Annotated in this window: 16 protein-coding genes; 6 read left to right on the forward strand and 10 right to left on the reverse strand. The window is 69.9% G+C overall.

What is annotated here, in order from left to right:
- Nucleotides 1-139: 139 nt before the first annotated feature.
- A complete protein-coding gene (gene glgP, locus ASG73_RS06615; protein WP_055992620.1) occupies nt 140-2,710 on the reverse strand; it encodes an alpha-glucan family phosphorylase in 2,571 nt (856 codons plus the stop codon).
- Nucleotides 2,711-2,816: 106 nt separating this feature from the next.
- On the opposite strand from glgP, the gene ASG73_RS06620 reads away from it, so the two are divergent.
- From ASG73_RS06620 to glgB, 3 genes are read left to right on the forward strand one after another with little or no spacing between them, the layout of a single operon-like run.
- Nucleotides 2,817-4,832: an alpha-1,4-glucan--maltose-1-phosphate maltosyltransferase gene (locus ASG73_RS06620; RefSeq protein ID WP_055992824.1), complete on the forward strand. Its 2,016-nt coding sequence runs from the start codon at nt 2,817-2,819 to the stop codon at nt 4,830-4,832.
- On the forward strand, nt 4,832-6,244 hold the full coding sequence (locus ASG73_RS06625) for a maltokinase N-terminal cap-like domain-containing protein (protein ID WP_055992623.1): 1,413 nt from the start codon (nt 4,832-4,834) through the stop codon (nt 6,242-6,244). Before ASG73_RS06620 ends, ASG73_RS06625 begins: the two co-directional genes overlap by 1 nt.
- A complete protein-coding gene (glgB, locus tag ASG73_RS06630; RefSeq protein ID WP_055992626.1) occupies nt 6,241-8,445 on the forward strand; it encodes a 1,4-alpha-glucan branching protein GlgB in 2,205 nt (734 codons plus the stop codon). The genes ASG73_RS06625 and glgB overlap by 4 nt, the downstream gene beginning before the upstream one ends.
- 65 nt (nt 8,446-8,510) lie before the next feature.
- On the opposite strand, the gene ASG73_RS06635 is transcribed toward glgB, so the two are convergent.
- The 5 genes from ASG73_RS06635 to ASG73_RS06655 form a co-directional block, all read right to left on the reverse strand.
- Nucleotides 8,511-9,473, reverse strand: coding sequence for a tetratricopeptide repeat protein (locus tag ASG73_RS06635; RefSeq protein WP_055992629.1), 963 nt, complete (start codon nt 9,471-9,473; stop codon nt 8,511-8,513).
- A gap of 33 nt (nt 9,474-9,506) precedes the next feature.
- Entirely contained in the window at nt 9,507-10,490 is a 984-nt protein-coding gene (locus tag ASG73_RS06640) for a hypothetical protein (RefSeq protein WP_055992632.1), read from the reverse strand.
- Nucleotides 10,487-11,128, reverse strand: a complete 642-nt coding sequence (locus ASG73_RS06645) for a hypothetical protein (protein ID WP_156466174.1) — start codon at nt 11,126-11,128, stop codon at nt 10,487-10,489. The genes ASG73_RS06640 and ASG73_RS06645 overlap by 4 nt, the downstream gene beginning before the upstream one ends.
- A 107-nt stretch (nt 11,129-11,235) precedes the next feature.
- Entirely contained in the window at nt 11,236-11,538 is a 303-nt protein-coding gene (locus ASG73_RS06650) for a thiamine-binding protein (RefSeq protein WP_055992826.1), read from the reverse strand.
- A gap of 14 nt (nt 11,539-11,552) precedes the next feature.
- Nucleotides 11,553-12,998 (reverse strand): serine/threonine-protein kinase, encoded by a 1,446-nt coding sequence (locus ASG73_RS06655; RefSeq protein WP_055992638.1) that lies wholly within the window; start codon nt 12,996-12,998, stop codon nt 11,553-11,555.
- Between the two features lie 183 nt (nt 12,999-13,181).
- Here ASG73_RS06655 and ASG73_RS17850 point away from each other — a divergent pair, with 183 nt between their 5' ends.
- The gene (locus tag ASG73_RS17850; protein ID WP_055992641.1) at nt 13,182-13,655 is read left to right on the forward strand and encodes a hypothetical protein; all 474 of its coding nucleotides are present in this window, start codon (nt 13,182-13,184) and stop codon (nt 13,653-13,655) included.
- Here ASG73_RS17850 and meaB read toward each other — a convergent pair.
- Nucleotides 13,540-14,625: a methylmalonyl Co-A mutase-associated GTPase MeaB gene (gene meaB / locus ASG73_RS06665; protein WP_082567049.1), complete on the reverse strand. Its 1,086-nt coding sequence runs from the start codon at nt 14,623-14,625 to the stop codon at nt 13,540-13,542. The two genes, ASG73_RS17850 and meaB, sit on opposite strands and share 116 nt — an antisense overlap.
- A 2-nt stretch (nt 14,626-14,627) precedes the next feature.
- A complete protein-coding gene (locus ASG73_RS06670) occupies nt 14,628-15,827 on the reverse strand; it encodes an acetyl-CoA C-acetyltransferase (protein ID WP_055992644.1) in 1,200 nt (399 codons plus the stop codon).
- Nucleotides 15,828-16,020: 193 nt separating this feature from the next.
- Between ASG73_RS06670 and mce the strand changes: the two genes are divergently transcribed.
- Both mce and ccrA read left to right on the forward strand, forming a co-directional pair.
- Nucleotides 16,021-16,452 (forward strand): methylmalonyl-CoA epimerase, encoded by a 432-nt coding sequence (gene mce, locus ASG73_RS06675; RefSeq protein ID WP_055992646.1) that lies wholly within the window; start codon nt 16,021-16,023, stop codon nt 16,450-16,452.
- 158 nt (nt 16,453-16,610) lie between these two features.
- Nucleotides 16,611-17,951 carry a crotonyl-CoA carboxylase/reductase gene (gene ccrA, locus ASG73_RS06680; protein ID WP_200946718.1) on the forward strand — a complete coding sequence of 447 codons (1,341 nt, stop codon included), beginning with the start codon at nt 16,611-16,613 and terminating at the stop codon, nt 17,949-17,951.
- Between the two features lie 212 nt (nt 17,952-18,163).
- On the opposite strand, the gene ASG73_RS06685 is transcribed toward ccrA, so the two are convergent.
- Both ASG73_RS06685 and ASG73_RS06690 read right to left on the reverse strand, forming a co-directional pair.
- Nucleotides 18,164-20,086 (reverse strand): ABC transporter ATP-binding protein, encoded by a 1,923-nt coding sequence (locus ASG73_RS06685; RefSeq protein WP_082567065.1) that lies wholly within the window; start codon nt 20,084-20,086, stop codon nt 18,164-18,166.
- 65 nt (nt 20,087-20,151) lie between these two features.
- Nucleotides 20,152-21,885 carry an ABC transporter ATP-binding protein gene (locus tag ASG73_RS06690; protein WP_055992655.1) on the reverse strand — a complete coding sequence of 578 codons (1,734 nt, stop codon included), beginning with the start codon at nt 21,883-21,885 and terminating at the stop codon, nt 20,152-20,154.
- Between the last annotated feature and the right edge of the window lie 119 nt (nt 21,886-22,004).

The raw sequence follows: 22,004 nt of genomic DNA on the forward strand, positions 1-22,004 counted from the left end.
ACCTCCTCTTCGCGTGAGACGAAGAGCGCGGTCCGGACTTTTCCAGCGCCACCCCGCTGCCGCCGCCCGCGTACGCGAGCAGCTGTGCGGGTCGTGCAGGTCGTGCAGGCCGAGCGGGTCGCGCGGAAGCAGGCGGAACTCAGGCGTTGGCCACCAGCCCGAGTGACGCCGGGAAGGCCATCAGCTCGTGCTTGGGCAGCACGCGCACGGTCCAGCCGAACTGGCCGGTGCGCTCGATGGGGACCTGCCCGGCGAACTTCGCCTTGCCGTCCTCGTAGTCCTCGACGAAGGACAGTGAGGTCGCATCCCACTCGACGAGGTCGTCGGTACCGAGCGCGACGCGGCCGGCGACGACCTGGACGTCGACCTCGTGCGGGGCCAGCCCGTCGAGGGCGACGTAGGCGTCGACGCTGAGCGACTCGCCGACGAGCGGGCTGTCGGAGACGCCGGAGCCTTCGACGTGGTCGACGCGCACCGACGGCCAGCCGGCGCGGGCTCGGGCCTTGTAGTCGGCGAGCGTCCTGGCGCCCGCGTGGTCGTCGGCGTTGACCCGTGCGTTGTGGGCGGCGGCGGGAGCGTAGAGGCGCTCGGTGTAGTCGCGCACCATGCGAGTGGCCAGGACCTTGGGGCCGAGCGTGGTCAGGGTGTGCCGCAGCATCGACAACCAGCGCTGCGGCAGGCCGGCCTCGTCGACGTCGTAGAAGCGCGGCGCGACCTGGGTCTCGATGAGGTCGTAGAGAGCCGCCGCCTCGATGTCGTCCCGCCGGGTCTCGTCCTCGACACCGTCAGCGGTGGGGATCGCCCAGCCGTTGTCGCCGTCGTACCACTCGTCCCACCAGCCGTCGAGGATCGACAGGTTGAGCCCGCCGTTGAGCGCCGCCTTCATGCCGGAGGTTCCGCATGCCTCGAAGGGGCGCAGGGGGTTGTTGAGCCAGACATCGCAGCCCGGGTAGAGCGTGCGGGCCATCGCGATGTCGTAGTTGGGCAGGAAGACGATGCGGTGGCGCACGTCGTTCTGGTCGGCGAAGCGGACCATCTGCTGGATGAGCTGCTTGCCGGTCTCGTCGGCCGGGTGCGACTTGCCGGCGATGACCAGCTGGATCGGCCGCTCGGGGTGGAGCAGCATCGCCTTGAGCCGCTCTGGGTCGCGCAGCATCAGGGTCAGCCGCTTGTAGGTCGGCACCCGACGGGCGAAGCCGATCGTCAGCACGGACGGGTCGAGCACCGAGTCGGTCCAGCCGAGCTCGGCATCGCTCGCCCCACGCTTGGCCCAGCTGGACCGGAGCCGGGCGCGCACGTCGTCGACGAGCCGCGAGCGCATCTGCGCCTTGGCCGACCAGATCGCCTCTCCCGGCACATCCGGGATCTCGCTCCAGCGGTCGGACGCCTCGACGTCACGACCGCCGAGGTGCTGGGCGGCGATGTCGTAGACGGCGTCGTCGACCCAGGTCGGGGCGTGCACGCCGTTGGTGATCGAGGTGATCGGCACCTCGGAGTCGTCGAAGCCGGGCCAGAGCCCGTCGAACATCCCGCGGGAGACGACCCCGTGCAGGCGGGAGACGCCGTTGGCCCGCTCGGCCAGACGCAGTCCCATGACCGCCATGTTGAAGATCCCCTCGGAGCCACCCTCGTAGGTCTCGGCGCCGAGCGTGCGCAGCTTGTCCAGTGGAACGCCTGGCAGCTCCTGCGACCCGCCGAAGTAGCGCTCGAGCATCGTGACGTCGAAGCGGTCGATGCCAGCGGGCACGGGCGTGTGCGTGGTGAAGACGGTGCCGGCGCGCGCGGCCTCCATCGCCTCCTCGAAGCTCATGCCCGCGGACTGGGTGAACTCGCTGATCCGCTCGATGCCGAGGAAACCGGCGTGGCCCTCGTTGGTGTGGAAGACCTCCGGCTCGGTCGCGCCGGTCAGGCGCGACCAGAGGCGCAGCGCGCGCACACCACCGATACCGAGCAGCATCTCCTGCTGCAGTCGCTGCTCACCGGCGCCGCCGTAGAGGCGCTCGGTGACCGCACGCATCGCGTCGTCGTTGCCGGGGACATCGGAGTCGAGGAGCAGCAGCGGCACCCGACCGACCTGCGCTCGCCACACGTGCGCCCGCAGCTTCCCGCCGCCGGGCATGCCGACGGTGATCACGCACGGGGTCTCGTCGTCCTCGCGCAGGAGGGTCAGCGGCAGCCCCTGCGGGTCGAGGACCGGGTAGGTCTCGCGCTGCCAGCCGTCGGCGTCGAGGCTCTGCTTGAAGTACCCGGTCTTGTAGAAGAGGCCGACACCCACGATCGGGACGCCGAGGTCGGAGGCCGCCTTGAGGTGGTCACCGGCAAGGATGCCGAGCCCGCCCGAGTACTGCGGCAGCACCTCGGTGATGCCGTACTCGGGGCTGAAGTAGGCGATGGACGAAGGGAGGTCCCCCCCTTCGTCCTGGTACCACCGGCGGGAGGTCAGGTACTCGTCGAGACCGGCCTTGGCCGCACCGACACGGGCGACGAGGTCCTGGTCGGTCGCCAGCTCCTCCAGCTCGCTGCCGGAGAAGGCAGCCAGCAGGCGTACCGGGTCGTGGCCGGCCTCCGTCCACCGCTGCGGGTCGAGTCCCGCGAAGAGCTCCCGTGTGGGCGAGTGCCAGCTCCACCGCAGGTTCATCGCAAGATCTCCGAGAGCGGCGATCGGCTCGGGCAGGGCAGTGCGGACGCTGAAACGTCGAATGGCCTTCACCCAGCCCATCTTGGGGGGTCCGGTGGCGGCACGCCAAGTCCGCGGGGATGCCCTCGCGGGTAACGTTGCGACGGTGAGCACCGACTTCACCGTTGCCCCGTCCCCCATGAGCGCGGTTCCTGTCTCGGCACCGCCGCAGCAGCCCCTCGGCCGCATCCCGGTCCTGGACGTGCGCCCGTGCGTCGACCACGGCGCGCGGCCTGCCGCGTCCGTCGTCGGCGAGCCCTTCACCGTCACCGCCGAGGTCTTCCGTGAGGGCCACGACGCGGTCAACGCGACGATCGTGCTCACCGACCCTGACGGCGCCGAGCACCACCTGCCGATGGCCTGCACCAACCCCGGCCTCAGCATCTGGGAGGGCGAGGTCGCTGCCGATCGCGAGGGCGGCTGGACCTACCGCGTCGAGGGCTGGTCCGACCCGTGGGCCACCTGGGTGCACGACGCCTCGATCAAGATCCCCGCCGACATCGACGCGTCCCTCATGCGCGCCGAAGGGGCGATCGTGCTCGACCGGGCGGCTGCCGACGCGGACCGGGACGAAGGGGGGCGCTCCGCCCTTCGCTCCGCCGCCGCCGTGCTGCGCGACGAGCAGGGCCACCAGGCCACCTCGGCCCTGCACCTCGTGACGACCGGCACTGCCGCCGTCGAGCTGGCGACCACCCCGCACCGCGAGCTGGTCAGCCCGAGCGCCGACCTGCCGCTGCTCGTCGAGCGGGAGCTGGCCCTCTTCGGTTCCTGGTACGAGATCTTCCCCCGCAGCGAGGGCGCCCACCTCGACCCGGTGACCGGACGCTGGGTCACCGGCACGCTGCGCACGGCCGCCCAGCGTCTGCCGGCCATCGCCGGCATGGGCTTCGACGTCGTCTACCTGACGCCGATCCACCCGATCGGGACGACCGCGCGCAAGGGACCCAACAACACGCTCGAGGCCGGGCCCGACGACCCCGGGTCGCCCTACGCGATCGGCTCACCCGACGGCGGGCACGACGCGATCCACCCCGACCTGGGCACCTTCGAGGACTTCGACGCCTTCGTCGCGGACGCGACCCGCCTGGGTCTCGAGGTCGCGCTCGACCTGGCGCTGCAGTGCTCCCCCGACCACCCGTGGGTCGTCGAGCACCCCGAGTGGTTCACCACCCGCGCCGACGGGAGCATCGCCTACGCGGAGAACCCGCCGAAGAAGTACCAGGACATCTACCCGGTCAACTTCGACAACGACCCGGCCGGGATCTACGCCGAGGTGCGCCGCGTCGTGCAGGTGTGGATCGACCACGGGGTCAAGATCTTCCGCGTCGACAACCCGCACACCAAGCCGGTCGAGTTCTGGCAGTGGCTGATCAGTGATGTCGCGGAGTCGCACCCTGACGTCATCTGGCTCGCCGAGGCCTTCACCCGGCCCGCGATGATGCACGCGCTGGCCAAGGCCGGCTTCCAGCAGAGCTACACCTACTACGCCTGGCGCAACACGGTGCCCGAGCTCGTCGAGTACGGCACCGAGATCACTGGCGAGGCGGCGGCCTACATGCGGCCGAGCTTCTGGCCGACGACCCACGACATCCTCACGCCCTACATGCAGTTCGGTGGCCCCGCGGCGTGGAAGGTGCGCGCCGCCATCGCCGCGACGATGGTCCCGACCTGGGGTGTCTATGCCGGCTACGAGCTCATGGAGCACGTCGCACGCCCCGGCTCCGAGGAGCAGATCGACAACGAGAAGTACGAGTTCAAGGACCGCCGCTGGGACGAGGTCGTCGAGGCCGGTGGGTCGCTCGTCGACTGGCTGACGATGCTCAACCGGGTGCGCCGCGAGCACCCCAGCCTGCAGCTGCTGCGCAACCTGACCTTCCACCACGTCGACGACGAGAACCTGCTGGCCTACTCCAAGTCGCGCACCCTCGCCGACGGCACGACCGACACCGTCATCGTCGTCGCCAATCTCGACCCGCACTCGACGCGCGAGTCGACGCTGCGGCTGGACATGGAGGCCCTGGGCCTCGACTGGGGCGACCAGCTCCAGGTCGAGGACCTCGTCACGGGTGCCCGATGGGTCTGGGGCGAGGCCACCTATGTGCGCGTCGGCGTCGAGGCCGAGCCCGTCCACATCGTCTACGTCCGGCACGCCTGATGGCGACGATCCACCGGGCCGAGCTGCAGCCCTCCAAGCTCGAGCTGCTCACCGAGTGGATGGGCGAGCAGCGCTGGTTCGTCGGTACGGCCCGCCCACGGCTGCGCAAGCTCGACGCGTGGCGTCTGGACGATCCGCAGGGCGAGGTCGGCATCGAGACCCTCGTCGTGCTCGACGAGGCCAGCACCACGCCCGTCGTCTACCAGGTGCCGCTCACCTACCGGGGCGCCCCACTCGAGGGTGCCGAGGCAGCCCTCGTCGGCGAGATGGAGCACTCCGTCCTCGGGCCCCGATGGGTCTACGACGCCCCGCACGACCGCGTGTACGTCACCCAGCTGCTCGAGCTGCTCTGCGGACGCGTTGCGGCGCAGGCAGGTTCGACCTCGGACACCCCGGACCCCGACATCGTCGGCGCCCCACACCCTGCGTGGCCGAGCGACCCTGTGCTCGCCTCGAGCCGGGTCCTGCGCGGAGAGCAGTCCAACACCTCGATCATCGTGACCCCGGCGGCCGGCACCGGAGCGCCAGTCATCCTCAAGATCTTCCGCACCCTCTCCCCCGGCGAGAACCCGGACATCACCCTGCAGGGCACGCTGGCGGCCTCCGGCTCCCCCTTCGTCCCGGCGAGCGTGGGCCACGTCGCCGGCGCCTGGCAACGGCCCGACGGGCAGGCCAGGGACTTCGGTCAGCTGGCCTTCGCCCAGGAGTACCTCGAGGGTGCGAGCGACGCGTGGCGCGAGACGCTGCAGATGGCCGCCTCCGGCACGGACCTCGGCGAGCGCGCTCGCGAGCTCGGGCGCGTGGTCGCGAGCGTCCACGAGACCCTCGCCCGGGCCCTGCCCACCCGGGTGCCCGACGCGGCCGATGTCGAGCGACGTGTCGCCGCGATGCGACGACGGGCCGCCCTCGCGACGAGCGAGGTCCCCGGGCTGTCCGCCCACGACGCTCGCGTCGCGGCTCTGCTCGACGCTGCCGCTGCAGCCGACTGGCCTGCGCTGCAACGCATCCATGGCGACCTCCACCTGGGTCAGGTACTCGACGTACCGGACCGTGGATGGATGCTCATCGACTTCGAGGGTGAGCCGCTGCGCTCCCTGGCGGAGCGCAACGAGCTGGACTCCCCCCTTCGCGATGTCGCCGGGATCCTGCGCTCGCTGGACTACGTGGCCGGAACGCTCGAGCGCGCCGACCGCCCGATCGACGCCCGTTCGTGGTGCACCGCCGCGCAGACCGCCTTCCTCGACGGCTATGCCGAGGTCGGTCCCGACCCGCGCGGGCACGCCGGGCTGCTCACCGCATTCGTCCTCGACAAGGCGCTCTACGAGGTCGTCTACGAGGCGCACCACCGACCCGGGTGGCTCTCGCTGCCCACGACCGCGATCGACCGACTCCTCCAGGAGGCACGCTCGTGAACCCCACCCCCGAACCCGCCCTGACCGGCGCCCTGTGGGCACTCGCCCACGGCCGCAACGCCCAGCCGCACGACCTGCTCGGCCAGCACCTCGAGGGGGCCGGTCTGCGGGTGCGCGTGCGACGACCGCTCGCCACCCGGGTGGCCGTGCGCTTCGAGGACGACGTCGTCCTGCGGCTCGACCACGAGGGCGAGGGCATCTTCTCCGGGGTGCGCGCGGGCGCCACGCGGACGATGGACTACCGGGTCCTCAGCACGTGGGAGGACGGCGTCGAGCACGTGGGCGATGACCCCTACCGCTTCGCCCCGACCGTCGGCGAGGTCGACCAGCACCTCATCAACGAGGGTCGTCACGAGCAGCTGTGGACCGTCCTCGGGGCGCACACGCACTCCTACGACGGGCCCATGGGCACGGTCGACGGCGTCTCCTTCGCGGTGTGGGCGCCTCGGGCCAAGGCCGTCCACGTCATCGGTGACTTCAACGGCTGGGACGAGCTGACCCACCCCATGAGGGCCCTTGGCGGCTCGGGCGTGTGGGAGCTCTTCGTACCCGGTGCGGCCGCGGGCAATGTCTACAAGTTCGCGGTGCGCGGGGCCGACGACGTGCTGCGGCACAAGGCCGACCCCTTGGCCCGTCTGGCAGAGACGGCCCCCGCCACCGGCTCGGTCGTCACGAGCAGCACCCACGTCTGGCAGGACGACGCCTGGCTGGAGCAGCGCGCGGCCAGCGACCCGCACACAGCGCTGATGAGCATCTACGAGGTGCACCCCGGGTCGTGGCGGCAGGGGCTCGGCTGGCGTGAGATGGCCACCGAGCTCGTCGAGTACGTCGTGCGCCACGGCTTCACCCACGTGGAGCTCATGCCGGTCATGGACCATCCCTACCCGCCGTCGTGGGGCTACCACGTGACGAGCTACTTCGCGCCCAACTCGCGCTTCGGCTCACCCGACGACTTCCGTCACCTCGTCGACGCCTTCCACCACGCCGGCGTCGGAGTCCTCCTCGACTGGGTCCCGGGGCACTTCGCGACGGACGAGTGGGCGTTGGTGCGCTTCGACGGGCTGCCCCTCTACGAGCACCCGGACCCGCGCCGCGGGTGGCAGCCCGACTGGGGCAGCTATGTCTTCGACTTCGGGCGGCCCGAGGTGCGCAACTTCCTCGTCGCCAATGCCCTGTACTGGCTCGAGGACTTCCACATCGACGGGCTGCGCGTCGACGGCGTGGCCTCGATGCTCTATCTCGACTACTCGCGTGAACCCGGCGAGTGGGTCCCCAATGTCCACGGCGGCCGCGAGAACCTCGAGGCCGTCGCGCTGATCCAGGAGGTCAACGCGACCGCCTACCGGCGCTCCCCCGGCATCGTCACGGTGGCCGAGGAGTCGACCGCCTGGCCCGGCGTCACCCGCCCCACCGACGAAGGGGGGCTGGGCTTCGGCCTGAAGTGGAACATGGGGTGGATGAACGACGTCCTGCGCTACCTCGGCGAGGACCCGGTCAACCGGGAGCACCACCACACGCTCCTCAGCTTCGCGATGATGTACGCCTACGCGGAGAACTACCTGCTGCCGATCAGCCACGACGAGGTCGTCCACGGCAAGGGCTCGATGCCCTACAAGATCCCCGGCGGGGATGACCAACGCTTCGCCACGCTGCGGGCCTTCTTCGCCTACCAGTGGGCCTTCCCCGGCAAGCAGCTGATCTTCATGGGCACCGAGTTCGGGCAGACGAGCGAGTGGGCGGAGAGTCGCTCGCTGGACTGGCACCTGCTCGACCACGCGGCCCACCGACGTACTGGTGAGCTCGTCGCCGAGCTCAACGCCTTCGCGCGCAGCCACCCTGCGATGTGGGCGCTCGACGCCGACCCCGCCGGGTTCAGGTGGTTGGACGCCGACGACAACCACGGCAACACCGTGGCCTTCCTGCGCTTCGCGGAGGACGCCGAGGACGTGGTCGCGGTGGTCGTCAACTTCGGCGGGTCGGCGCGCTCCCCCCTTCGCATCGGGTTGCCGAAGGGAGGTCGCTGGGAGGTCCGGCTCGACACCTCGGGCTTCGACGCGGCCGGCTCACCGAGCCAGGCGGGCATCGTGCTCGACGCCGAGCCGCACGCGTGGCAGGACCAGCCGTGGTCCGTGGAGGTCCACGTGGCCGCCCTCAGCGCCGTCTACCTGACCCCCCACGCCCCGGACCCTGCATTGCCCTAGGGCAATGCAGGTCGGAGGGCCCAACCTGAACCTGCATTGCCCTAGGGCAATGCAGGTCGGAGGGCTCAGAAGAGCGCGCTCATCAGGCTCGTGCGGCCCTTGCGCACGCGCTCGTCGTGGTTGCCCACGACGGCGAAGAGGTCGAGCAGGCGCGCCTTGATGCGCTCACGCTCGTCATCAGCAGTGACCCGCACGAGGTCGATGAGTCGCACGAAGGCGTCCTCGACGTGCCCGCCCAGGACGTCCATGTCGGCGACGACGAGCGCCGCGTCCACGTCCGACGGATCGCCGGCGGCGGCCTCGCGCGCAGCCTGCAGGTCGACGCCACGGGTGCGCTTCATCAGAGCCACCTGCGCCAGACCCAGCTGGGCGTCGGTGTCCTTGGGGTCTGCGGCGATGGCCCGCTCGTAGGCCGCCGTCGCGGCATCGAGGTCGTCACGCTCGATGGCGTCGTAGGCCTCCTGGTGCAGCGGCGGGAGCTCGTCCTGCGACTCGGCCGGCGTCTCGCTCGCGCTGACCCGTCCCGTGACGCCGTGCTGGACAGCGACCTGGAGGAGCTGGTCGATGACCGCGCGGAACTGCTCCTTGTCGACCATCCCGTTGAAGAGCGGCACCGGCTGGCCGCTGACGAGACCCAGCGCGAGCGGGACCTCGGGAGGCTGGACGGCTTGCATGATCGCGGGGTTGGTGGCCACGTCGATCCCGACGACCTGCACCCGGCCCTCGAGCGCGGTGGCGATCTCGACCGCGACCTCGAGCAGGGCACGGCTCTGGGGCTGCTGCGAGGACCAGACGACGGCCACCGCGGGGACGATGCTCGTACGACCGACGATCTGGTTGAAGTTCTCGTCGGTCGCCTCGACGACCAGCCCGTCGATCGCGCCACCGTCAGTGGGTGGCGTGCTCACGGGCGCGCCACCACCATCGGCGGGGCCACCAGCGGGAGCGGAGGCTGGTGCGGGGCGGGCGGGGCCGCCGAGACCGGACAGATCGACGGCACCGCGCAGGGCTCGGCTCGGATCACTCATGACCACATTGTCCCCCACCGCCGAAGCCGCGACTCAGCGGCCCTTGGCCGAGTGCAGCACATCGCTGGCCGCGACGACCCGGGACTTGCCCTCCGCCGGCGTGACGAAGGCGATGGTCTCCACGTGCTTGACCGTCAGTGACTTCTTGACCGTGGACGCGTCGAGCACGTGCTTGAGCGCGGGCTGCTGGATCTTCAGCTCCTTGAGCTTCTTGGTCGCCGTGACCGTGTCCGTCCGCGTCATCGGCACGAAGGTGAGCGACCCCCCTCCGTCGAGCTCGAACTGGACGCTCTCGCCCTTGGCGAGGGCCTGGCTCTGGCGGTACTCAGCCAGCTTCCCGAGCTCACGGCTGGTCTTCTTCGCGTTCTTCTTCAGCGCCGCGGAGAAGCCGTCACTGACGGAGACGTCCTTGGGTGCCTTCTTGGCCGCGGGGAAGGCCACTCCCTTCGCCCAGGAGTCGGCTGCTGCGGTGACGTCCTGCGACGGAGCCTTGGTCAGCTTGGCCGGTGCCCCCTCCTCGAGGGGGGCCAGCGCCGGAACACTCGCCCCGGCGGCCATCGGGACGTCCGCGAAGAGCGTGTACGGCTGGTCGGCGGCCTGCGACACGAGCACGTGGAGGTACTGCACGTCCTTGGTCTGCGAGGTGGCGAGCACGGCCCGGGGCCAGTCCTTGCCGCGGCTGACGGCGAGCACCTTCAGGCCCTTGACCTCCTTGCTCGCGCGGCTCTGACGGTCCTTGCTCGTGACCGCGGCATCGACCTCCCGCAGGGCGAGTCCCGACAGGGCCTTGTCGCGCGCCGTGTCATGGGCCTTGCCACTCTGGCGCGAGACCGAGACCGCGTCGGCGATGACCCGCTTGCTCACCGTGCTCGCGCTGTCGGAGGAGATCGACGCCCCACCGGACTTCTCCGCGGGCGCGTCGTGGATACCGGCCAGCGAGGTGCCGACACCGCAACCGCCCAGGAGGACGGGCAGCGCGATCACGGTCGCGACGAAGGGGGTGTTGGTGCGGCTCATGAGGAGCCCTCCTCACGAGTGGTGCGGGCAGAGCGCGCGCGGATGGCGGCCAGCGTCCCGCTGCGGACGAGCAGAGCCAGACCCGCGATGACGAGCACGACACCGACGACGAGGGTCGTCAGGGCCTTGGTCCCCCAGCTGCCGTCCTCGACGGTCATGGTCACGCGGTCGACCTCGGCGCCGGCGGGCGCCGCGACGACGAGCGACTGCGGGGCGTCGGCCTGGTCGACGGTGCGCTTGATCTCGCCCGAGCCGTTGGCCGCCTCCTGCCAGATGTCGAGCCCACGGGGAGAGACGGCATCGCCCTTGCCCACCGCGGTGGTGGTCAGGGCCCAGTCGCCGACCTCGACGCCGGTGACCTGCACGCGCGCACCATCGCCGAGGAGCGCCTCGACGTCGGAGGGGCGCGACGTGCCGGCCCACATCTCGCCCTTGCCGGTCGCGGTCACCGTGACGGGGTGATCGACCCGGTTGAGGACATCAGGTCCGAGAACCACGACGCGCTGGCCCGGGTCGGCGGTGAAGGTTGCTGTACCGGACGTGCCGAGGTTGGCGAGGAACCAACCGCCGACGATCGCGGCGACGAGACCGACGAGGGCAAGAGCCACGCCGGCCACGCGCTGGATGAGCATGCTCACATCAGTGCTTTCCGTAAGAGATCAGGAGGTGCCCGCCGACTGCGGCGGACAACCAACCATGACAAAGGTTGCCCGAATGTCACAAATCGGTCACGGAAGTGACGTGCTCACTCCTGCGAGAGGAGCCCCTGCACGCGCTCGATCTTGGCCGCCATCTGGCCGGTGCGACCGGCCCGGATGTCGGCCTTCATCACCAGACCGACGCGGTCACCGTAGGGCTCCATCGCGTCGACGCATCCCTTGACCACGGCCATGACCTCGTCCCACTCCCCCTCGATGGTCGTGAACATCGATCCGAGGTCGTGGGGTAGGCCGCTGTCGCGGACCACGCGCAGCGCCGCAGCAACCGCCTCGGCATAGGACCCTTCGGCATCCGGCGAGGACGGGGCGATGGAAAAAGCGAGGAGCACAGGGACCTCCCGGGTCACTTGGTCATGCGGATCTGGCCGTCGATACGCGTCAGCTTGTAGGTGTGGTCCTCGACGCTCTCGCCTCGGCCCTCGGGCTGATAGGTGAGAGTCACGGCAACCTCGCCGGACGCCTCGTCGACGCTGAGATCGCTCGTCGTGACCGAGTCGATCCCGCTCCAGAACCTGTCGTAGCCCGACCGGTTGGTCTGACGCTCAGGGGCGAGCATCTCCCACGCAGCGTCGCGGTCGGACGTGACGGTCGAGAAGTAGTCCTCGATGAAGGTGCGCCCCTCGGCCTCGGTGATCAAACCGTCGGACGTCGAGCTCGCGGCCGTGGAGCTCGCACTCGACGTGGGACTGGTCGTCGTGGTCCGGTTGGCACTGGTCCCGTCGGCACTGGTCCGGCTGGCACTGGTCCGGTCGCTGGTGGCACCACCGGAGGAGCCATCCGACCCGGGCCCCCCGGACATGGCGAAGGCGATTCCCGCCACGAGGAGCGCGACCAGTCCGGCGACGAGGATCGCCCACAACCACCCACGTCCTCGTCGAGGAGACCCTTGCGGGTGCTGGCGCGGGTGATGCTGGGCGGGAGCCGGCGCGGACGCGGCCGGCATCCTGTGGGTGGCGCTCGCAGGAGCACCACCGGACCCTCCGGCCGCGATGCTCTCCAACCGCCGCAGCGCCTGGGTCATCGAGCCGCGACGGGACGCATCGCGCGAGAGCATGTCCGCCAGCACGGGCTCGAGCTGGCCGGCGCGCTCCGGTCGACGTGGCGGGTCTGCCGCGATGGTGCGCAGTGTCGCCAGAGCATTGCCCTGGCTCGGGTAGGCGTCCTTGCCCTCGACCGCGAAATAGATCGTCGCTCCGAGTGCCCACACGTCGGCGGCCTCGCCGTGGTCGTCCCCGACAGCGACCTCCGGCGCCATGTAGCTCGGGGTGCCGGTGACGAGGCCGGTCTGGGTCAGCTGGTCATCCGGCCCGGACCGCGCGATGCCGAAGTCACCCAGCTTGGGCCGGCCGCCTCCGATGAGGACATTGGCGGGCTTGACGTCGCGGTGCACGATCCCGGCCCGGTGCGCGGCCGCGAGGGCCCCGGCCAGCTGCGCGCCGAGGTCAGCGGCCCCCCTCGGCGTCATCGGTCCGCGCTCCCGGATCGCGGAGGCGAGGGTGGGGCCGGCCACGTACTCCATGACGAGCCACGGGGTGCCCTCGTGCTCGGTCACGTCGTAGACGGCGACGACATTGGGGTGGTTCAGTGCGGCTGCGGCCCGTGCCTCACGCATCGCGCGGCGGGTCTCCCCTTCGCTCTCCCCGGGGAAGTCGCCGATCTGCTTGACGGCGACCTGACGACCCAGGACGGTGTCGCGGGCGAGCCAGACGATGCCCATGCCTCCACGCCCGATCGGCCGCACGGTCTCGTAGCGGTCGCCGATCAGCCCGGGCGTCGTGTCGTCAGTCATGTCTCAGCCAGCGTAGATGCTCCCCCGATGAGCGGCACGTAGACTCCACTACGCGGGCGCTCGCCCGCTCCAGTCGACACATCCTGCAGGGGGACCACCATGTCGTATTCAGCTCCGCCGCCACCCGGCGGTGCCGGCAGCCCCAACCCGTACCAGGGGGCTCCCTACGGCTCAGGTGGGCCGATGGGCACGCCACCCAAGAAGGACAACACCCTGTGGTGGATCCTCGGCATCATCGGTGGCGTCGTCCTGCTCTGCTGCTGCGGCATCGCCGGCTTCTTCGTCTTCATCGCCAACGAGGCGAATGACCAGTACACCGACTTCAGCTCCTCGGCCAACGCCTCTGACAGCGCCGACGCTGCCAACGCGCTCGTCGTCAGCGAGGGCGGCTCTGTCGTCGTCGACAGCGCCTCGATCCAGTCCGGCTGGAGCGAGTTCGACGGCGACATCACCGGTCTGACGGTGCGCAACGACAAGTCCTCGAGCGACTTCTTCCACCTCACCTTCTACTTCATGAAGGACGGCAACGTCATCGACGACGTCACGTGCACGACCACCGTCCTCGATGCGGGGGCGACGGACTACTCGCCCTCCTGCATCGGAGCGTTCTCCGACGTCTCGGATGCCGACGAGATCCGCGTCGCCGAGGGCTACTGACCTCACGCCGAACGACGAGCGTGGTGAGCAGCTCCTCCGCGGCGGCATAGGGGTCGCTCGTCCCGTCGACGACCCGTGACGCGAGCGTCTCGAGGGTCCCACCCGAGCCGAGGTCGCCCATGCGAGCACGCAACCGAGCGATGACCAGTGCAGTGATCTCGTCGCGCGCTCGAGTCGTGCGGCGTTGCCGCAGAGTGCCGCTCGCTGCGAGCCAGTCCAGATGCCGAGCGATGGCCGCGGCGATCTCGTCGACGCCGGTGCCGTCGAGGGCCGCGGCCTTGACGACGGTGCGGCGCCAACCACCCGGCGTCAGTCCCTCACCGAGCTGGATCATGTGCCGCAGGTCGCGGACGGTCGAGTCCGCCCCGTCGCGGTCGGCCTTGTTGACGACGAAGACGTCCCCGATCTCGAGGATCCCCGCCTTGGCCGCCTGGATGCCGTCACCCATCCCCGGCGCGAGCAGCACGAGCGTCGTGTCGGCTGCCCCCGCGATCTCGACCTCGGACTGCCCGACGCCGACGGTCTCGACGAGGATCGTGTCGAAGCCGGCCGCATCGAGCACCCGGATCGCCTGCGGTGTCGCCACCGACAGCCCACCGAGATGCCCGCGGCTGGCGAGCGAGCGGATGTAGACACCGGGGTCGCTCGCGGACTCGTTCATCCGGATGCGGTCCCCGAGGAGGGCACCACCCGAGAAGGGCGACGACGGGTCGACCGCAAGGACGGCAACCCGTTGGCCCTGCTCGCGCAGTGCGCGCACGAGGGCATTGGTCGTCGTCGACTTGCCGACCCCGGGCGCCCCGGTGATGCCGATGACGTGCGCGCCACCGGTGTGCGGAGCGAGCGCGGCCATCAGCTCAGGCAGCGCCGGGTGCTGGTCGTCGACGAGCGAGATGAGCCGCCCCACGGCGCGGGACGTCCCCGCCCTGGCCTCATGGACCAGGACGGGGACGTCGACGCTGCGGATCAAGCTCAGGCGCTCGGCACGCGGACGATCAGGGCATCACCCTGACCGCCACCACCGCACAGGGCGGCCGCACCGACACCGCCACCGCGACGCTTGAGCTCGTGCGCGAGCGCGAGGGTGATGCGGGCGCCCGACATACCGAGCGGGTGGCCCATCGCGATCGCGCCACCGTTGGGGTTGACCTTGTCGTCGGAGATGCCGAGCTGCTTGGCCGAGGCCAGGCCGACTGCAGCGAATGCCTCGTTGATCTCGACGACGTCGAGGTCGGACACCGAGATGCCCTCCTTCTTGACGGCAACCTCGATGGCGTTGGCGGGCTGGGCCTGCAGGGTGGAGTCCGGGCCGGCGACGACGCCGTGGGCGCCGATCTCGGCGAGCCAGGTCAGACCGAGCTCCTCCGCCTTGGCCTTGCTCATGACGACGACCGCGGCTGCACCGTCGGAGATCTGCGAGGCGGAGCCGGCGGTGATGGTGCCGTCCTTGGCGAAGGCCGGACGCAGCTTGCCGAGGGACTCGACGGTGGTGTCGCCACGCACGCCCTCGTCGGTGTCGAAGACGACCGGGTCGCCCTTGCGCTGCGGGATCTCGACCGGGACGACCTCGTCGGCGAAGGTGCCGGCGGCCCAGGCCTTGGCGGCCTTCTGGTGGCTGGCGGCGGCGAAGGCGTCCTGCTCCTCGCGGGTGAACTCGGAGTTCTCGGAGTTCTTGGCCTCGGTCAACGAGCCCATCGCCTGGTCGGTGATGATGTCGTACAGGCCGTCGTGGGCCATCGAGTCCTTGAGCTTGGTGTCGCCGTACTTGATGCCCTCGCGGCTCTTGGGGAGCAGGTGGGGAGCGTTGGTCATCGACTCCTGGCCACCGGCGACGATGACGTCGAACTCACCGGCGCGGATCAGCTGGTCGGCCAGGGCGATCGCGTCGATGCCCGAGAGGCAGACCTTGTTGACGGTCAGCGCGGGGACGTTCTTGGGGATGCCGCCCTTGATCGCGGCCTGACGCGCGGGGATCTGCCCCTCGCCCGCGGTGAGGACCTGACCCATGATCACGTAGTCGACGTCCTCGCCCTTGACGCCTGCCTTCTCCAGGGCGCCCTTGATGGCGAAACCGCCGAGGTCAGACCCGGAAAAACCCTTGAGGGAGCCACTCATGCGACCCATCGGGGTGCGGGCCCCGGCGACGATGACGGACACGGGACGGTCAGACATGTGGATTCCTCCAACATTCGTGGGGTGCGCGCGCCCGGTGGGACGTCGCGTCTCTTGCCACTCACCCTAGCGACGACGACGAAGGGAGGGCAGTGCCTCCCTTCGTGGTGGACGCCACAACGGCTCACCTCGGTGTCCGGCCTCACAGGCGGAGCCACTCCCCCTCACGCACCGTCGTCCTTACGCTGCAGTCATGACTGATCTCTTCACTGCCATCGACCACGTCGGTGTCGCCGTGCCCGACCTTGACGAGGCCATCGCCTTCTACCGCGACTCCTACGGCATGGAGCTCGCCCACGAGGAGACCAACGAGGAGCAGGGCGTGCGCGAGGCGATGATGCGCGTCGGCGACTCCGGCTCCTGCATCCAGCTGCTCGCTCCCCTCTCCCCGGAGTCGACGATCGCCAAGTTCCTCGACCGCAGCGGGCAGGGCATGCAGCAGCTCGCCTACCGGGTCGAGGACATTGACGCTGTCTGCGCCACCCTGCGCGAGCGCGGCCTGCGCCTGCTCTACGACACCCCCAAGCGGGGCACGAGCAACTCCCGGGTCAACTTCATCCACCCCAAGGACGCCCGCGGCATCCTCGTGGAGCTCGTCGAGCCCGCTGCGGACAGCGCGCACTGACCCTCTTCGCCCGTCCTGCAGGTGTGGGCGGGCACCACAATCCCGCGTGTGAACTCAGTCATGGCTCCGTCCCGCACGGCGTCATGACGACCTAGGTTTCACGCTGACGCACCACCCGACCCAACCCCACGAGGCCGAGGAGCCCCCTTCACATGGCAATCGACCAGATCCGCGACGCGATCCTCTCCGGAGACCGCAGCGAAGAGACCTACGCCAACATCCCCCTGCCGGACACCTACCGCGCGACCACTGTCCACAAGGACGAGGTCGAGATGTTCAAGGGTCTGGCGAGCCGCGACAAGGACCCGCGCAAGTCCCTGCACCTGGACGACGTGCCGATCCCGGAGCTCGCTCCCGACGAGGCCCTCGTCGCCGTCATGGCCAGCGCGATCAACTTCAACACCGTGTGGACCTCGATCTTCGAGCCCGTCTCCACCTTCGGCTTCCTCGAGCGCTACGGCAAGCTCAACAAGTACTCCAAGCGTCATGACCTGCCGTACCACATCGTCGGTTCCGACCTCTCCGGCGTGGTCCTGCGCACCGGCGAGCACGTGTCCAAGTGGAAGCCCGGCACCGAGGTCGTCGCCCACTGCCTGTCCGTCGAGCTCGAGGACGCCGACGGTCACGACGACACGATGATGGACCCGCAGCAGCGCATCTGGGGCTTCGAGACCAACTTCGGCGGCCTCGCCGAGCTGGCCATCGTCAAGGCCAACCAGCTCATGCCGAAGCCCGACCACCTCACCTGGGAGGAGTCCGCCTCCCCCGGGCTGGTCAACTCGACCGCCTACCGCCAGCTGATCTCCAAGAACGGGGGCGCCCTCAAGCTCGGCGACCGCGTCCTGATCTGGGGCGCCTCCGGCGGTCTGGGTTCCTACGCCGTCCAGATGGCCCTCGCGGCCGGCGCCACCCCGGTCTGCGTCGTCTCCTCCCCCGAGAAGGCCGAGATCTGCCGCGCCATGGGCGCGGAGCTGATCATCGACCGCAAGGCCGAGGGCTACAAGTTCTGGAACGACGACGACACCGAGCAGGACCCCAAGGAGTGGAAGCGCCTGGGCAAGAAGATCCGCGAGCTCACCGGCGGCCACGACGTCGACATGGTCTTCGAGCACCCGGGCCGCGAGACCTTCGGCGCGTCGGTCTACGTCACCCGCAAGGGCGGCAAGATCGTCACCTGCGCGTCGACCTCGGGCTACATGCACGAGTACGACAACCGCTACCTGTGGATGAACCTCAAGCGGATCATCTCCAGCCACTTCGCCAACTACCGCGAGTCGTGGGAGGCCAACGAGCTGATCAACCGCGGCCTCGTCCACCCGACCCTGAGCCGCACCTACAAGCTCGAGGAGGTCGGCCAGGCCACGCTCGACGTGCACCACAACAAGCACCAGGGCAAGGTCGGCGTGCTCACCCTCGCCCCCGAGGCAGGCCTGGGTGTCACCAACCCGGAGAAGCGCGCGAAGTTCGAGAAGCAGATCAACCGCTTCCGCGACAACTGATCAACGCCTGACCCGACGAAGGGGGTCCCGCCGGCTCGAGCCGGTGGGGCCCCCTTCGGCATGCCGCCTTCGTCATGTCACCTCCGGTCGAGGGGGGGTGGTTGCGCCCGCCGAAGTCCTTCGTTCGCTGGTCGCTCCCGTTGTCGTTCCCGACTTCGGCTTGATGTGCGCAGCCATCCCCCTTCGCCCTTCGTCGCCACGGGGCGAAGGGGTCAGCCCAGGCTGACCGAGGTGTCCAGCTCGTTGACCGCGGCCGTGAACTGGCTGCTGTACAGGCGCGCGTACGCACCGTCGGCGGCGAGCAGGCCCTCGTGCGTGCCCTGCTCGGCGATGTGCCCGTCCTCCATGACCACGATCAGGTCCGCGTCGCGGATCGTCGAGAGTCGGTGGGCGATGACGAAGCTCGTCCGGTCACCGCGCAGCGCCGCCATGGCCTGCTGCACGAGGCGCTCGGTGCGCGTGTCCACCGAGCTCGTCGCCTCGTCGAGGATGAGCAGGCTCGGGTCGGCGAGGAAGGCGCGGGCGATGGTCACCAGCTGCTTCTCGCCGCTGGAGATGTTGCCCCCTTCGTCGTCGAGGTGGGTGTCGTACCCCTGCGGGAGCGAGTGGACGAAGCGGTCGACATAGGTCGCCTCCGCCGCCGCGCGCACCTGATCCGAGGTGGCACCGGGACGACCGTAGGCGATGTTGTCGCCGATGGTCCCCGCGAAGAGCCAGGTGTCCTGCAGGACCATGCCGGTGCGCGAGCGCAGGTCCGCCCGGGACATCTGCGTGATGTCGACGCCGTCGATGGTGATGCGGCCGGAGTCCAGCTCGTAGAAGCGCATGATCAGGTTGACCAGGGTCGTCTTGCCAGCGCCGGTCGGACCGACGATGGCGACCATCTGGCCCGGCTCGACCACGAGGTTCAGCCCCTCGATGAGCGGACGGGCAGGGTCGTAGCGGAAGGAGACGTTCTCGAAGGCGACCCGACCGTGGCCCTCGCCGATGCCCGCCGGAGCACTCGGGTCCGCGACCTGCTCCGGGGCGTCGAGCACCTCGAAGACCCGCTCTGCGGACGCCACACCCGACTGCATGAGGTTGGCCATCGAGGCGACCTGGGTGAGCGGCTGGGTGAACTGGCGCGAGTACTGGATGAAGGCCTGGACGTTGCCGAGCGTCATCGTGCCCGACGCCACGCGCAGACCACCGATGACGGCGATGATCACGTAGTTGAGGTTCCCCACGAACATCATCGCGGGCATGATGATGCCGCTGACGAACTGGGCGCCGAAGCCCGCCGCGCGCAGCTCCTCGTTGCGCTCGGCGAAGGCCGCGTCGACCTCGGCCTGACGACCGAAGACCTTGACCAGCGAGTGGCCCGTGTAGGTCTCCTCGATGACCGAGCTGAGCTCGCCGGTGGACTTCCACTGCTGGACGAAGTGGCGCTGGCTGCGCTTGCCGATCGCCGCGGTGAGCACGATCGAGATCGGGATGCTCACGAGGGCGATGACCGCGAGCAGCGGCGAGATCCAGATCATCATCGAGACCATTGCCACGACCGTGATGAGGCTCGTGAGCAGCTGGCTGAGCGTCTGCTGCAAGGACTGCGCGACATTGTCGATGTCGTTGGTGACCCGACTGAGCAGCTCACCGCGCGGCTGCTGGTCGAAGTAGGGCAGCGGCAGCCGGTGCAGCTTCGCCTCGACCTGGGCACGCAGGTCGAAGACGACCTGGTTGACCGCGCCCACGATGACGCGCCCCTGGACCCAGGACAGGACCGCGGCGACGACGTAGAGACCGAGGGCCAGCAGCAAGATCCGGCCGATCGCACCGAAATCCATGCCCTGCCCGGGCACGAGGTAGGGCATCGAGGCGATCATGTCGGCCTGCTGGCCCTCCCCCGTCGCGCGCAGCTGATCGACGACGGTGTCCAGCGGGACGTCGGCGGGCAGCATGGAGCCGATGTAACCGGCGAAGATGTGGTCGGTGGCCCGGGCGAGGATGAGCGGCCCGACCGCACTCATCGCGACGGAGACGACGGTCAGGACGATGGCGGTGAGCACCCGGGTGCGCTCGGGTCGCAGCCGAGCGACGAGGCGCTTGGCCGAGGGCAGGAAGTTCTTCGACCTCTCCCCCGGCGTCCCGGCGGACATGGGGCCACGCCGCGGGGGCCCCCTCCGTGCCTGGGCCGCCTTCTCCTCGGCGGTGGGGACCTCGCTCACGCCGCCTCCTCCCGTGCTGCCTGGCTCTCGACGATCTCGACATAGGTCGGGCAGCTCGCGAGCAGCTCCTCGTGGGTGCCGTCGCCGACCACTCTCCCGTCGTCGAGGACGACGATGTGGTCGGCGTCGATGATGGAGGAGACCCGTTGGGCGACGACGAGGACCACGCTGTCGGCGACCACGGGACGAAGGGCGGCGCGCAGCCTGGCATCGGTGGTCAGGTCGAGCGCGGAGAAGGCGTCGTCGAGCAGGTAGATCGCCGGGCGACGCACGAGAGCCCGGGCGATCGACAACCGCTGTCGCTGACCGCCCGACAGGTTGGTACCGCCCTGGGCGATGGGCGACTCGAGGCCCAGCTCGAGGTCCCGCACGAAGTCCTGTGCCTGCGCGATCCGCAAGGCCTCCCAGAGCTCCTCGTCGCTTGCCTCCGGGCGCCCTTGACGCAGGTTGGTCGCGATGGTGCCGGTGAAGAGGAAGGGCTTCTGCGGCACGACCGCGATGCTGCGCCACAGCGCGTCGGGGTCGAGCTCACGCACGTCGACCCCTCCGACGAGGACCCGCCCGCCGGTCGCGTCGTGCAACCGGGGCACGAGGTCGAGCAGGGTGCTCTTGCCCGCGCCCGTCGAGCCGATGATCGCCGTGGTGCGCCCCGGCAACGCCCGCAGGCTCACGTCGCACAGCACCGGCGCGTCGGCGCCCGGGTAGGAGAACTCGACGTCCTCGAGCACGACGTCGGGACGGGACTGCGCCATCGGCCGCGGGTCCGTCGGCGGCACGACGCTGGACTGCGTCGACAGCACCTCGTCGATGCGTCCGGCCGAGACAGCGGCACGCGGGATCATCATCGACATGAAGGTCGCCATCATCACCGACATGAGGATCTGCATGAGATAGGTCATGAAGGCGGTCATGGCCCCGATCTGCATCTGTCCGCTGTCGACGCGCTGGGCACCGAACCACAGGACGGCCACCGTCGAGAGGTTGAGGATGACCATGACGATCGGGAAGGCGAGCGACATCAGGCGGCCGACCGCGATGGCCGACCCCGTGTACTCGGTGTTGGCCACCTCGAAGCGCTCGCGCTCGCTCCCTTCGCGCACGAAGGCCCGCACCACGCGCACTCCGGTGATCTGCTCACGCAGGATCCGGTTGACCGTGTCGACGCTGGTCTGCATGCGCCGGAAGTTCGGGACCATCGCGCGGATGACCAGTCCGACCGAGACCGCGAGCAGCGGCACGGCGACGGCCACGAGCCAGCTCAGCCCGAGGTCCTCACGCAGCGCCATGATGACGCCACCGATCATCATCATCGGCGCGGTGACCATCATCGTCAGCGCCATGTTGGTGACCAGCTGCACCTGGGTGACGTCATTGGTCGTGCGCGAGATGAGCGTCGGCGCACCGAAGCGGGCGACCTCCTGGGCGCTGAAGCTGCCCACCCGGGAGAAGACGGCGGCGCGCAGCCGGGCGGCCATGGTGGCGGACAGGCCGGCGCCGATCCAGGTCGCGGCGATGGTGGTGATGATCTGCACGACGGAGACCGCGAGCATCAGCCCGCCGTGACGCACGATGTAACTGGTGTCACCGGTCGCCACACCGTTGTCGATGATCTCGCCGTTGAGGCTCGGCAGGTAGAGGGAGGCGAGGGTGGCGGCCAGCTGGAGGACGAGCAGGACCGCGACCCGGCCGCCGGCGCCACTCAGGTGGCGACGGACGAGGCGTAGGAGCACCGGATGATTGTTGCACCGTGCAGGCAGTTGCCCAACTGCATTGCCCTCCGATCCCTGAGGAGGCCGGCGGCGGCCTCGCCCACCGATCCCTGAGGAGGCCGGCGGCGGCCTCGCCTACC

The sequence above is a fragment of the Janibacter sp. Soil728 genome (assembly GCF_001428305.1).
Classification (GTDB): domain Bacteria; phylum Actinomycetota; class Actinomycetes; order Actinomycetales; family Dermatophilaceae; genus Janibacter.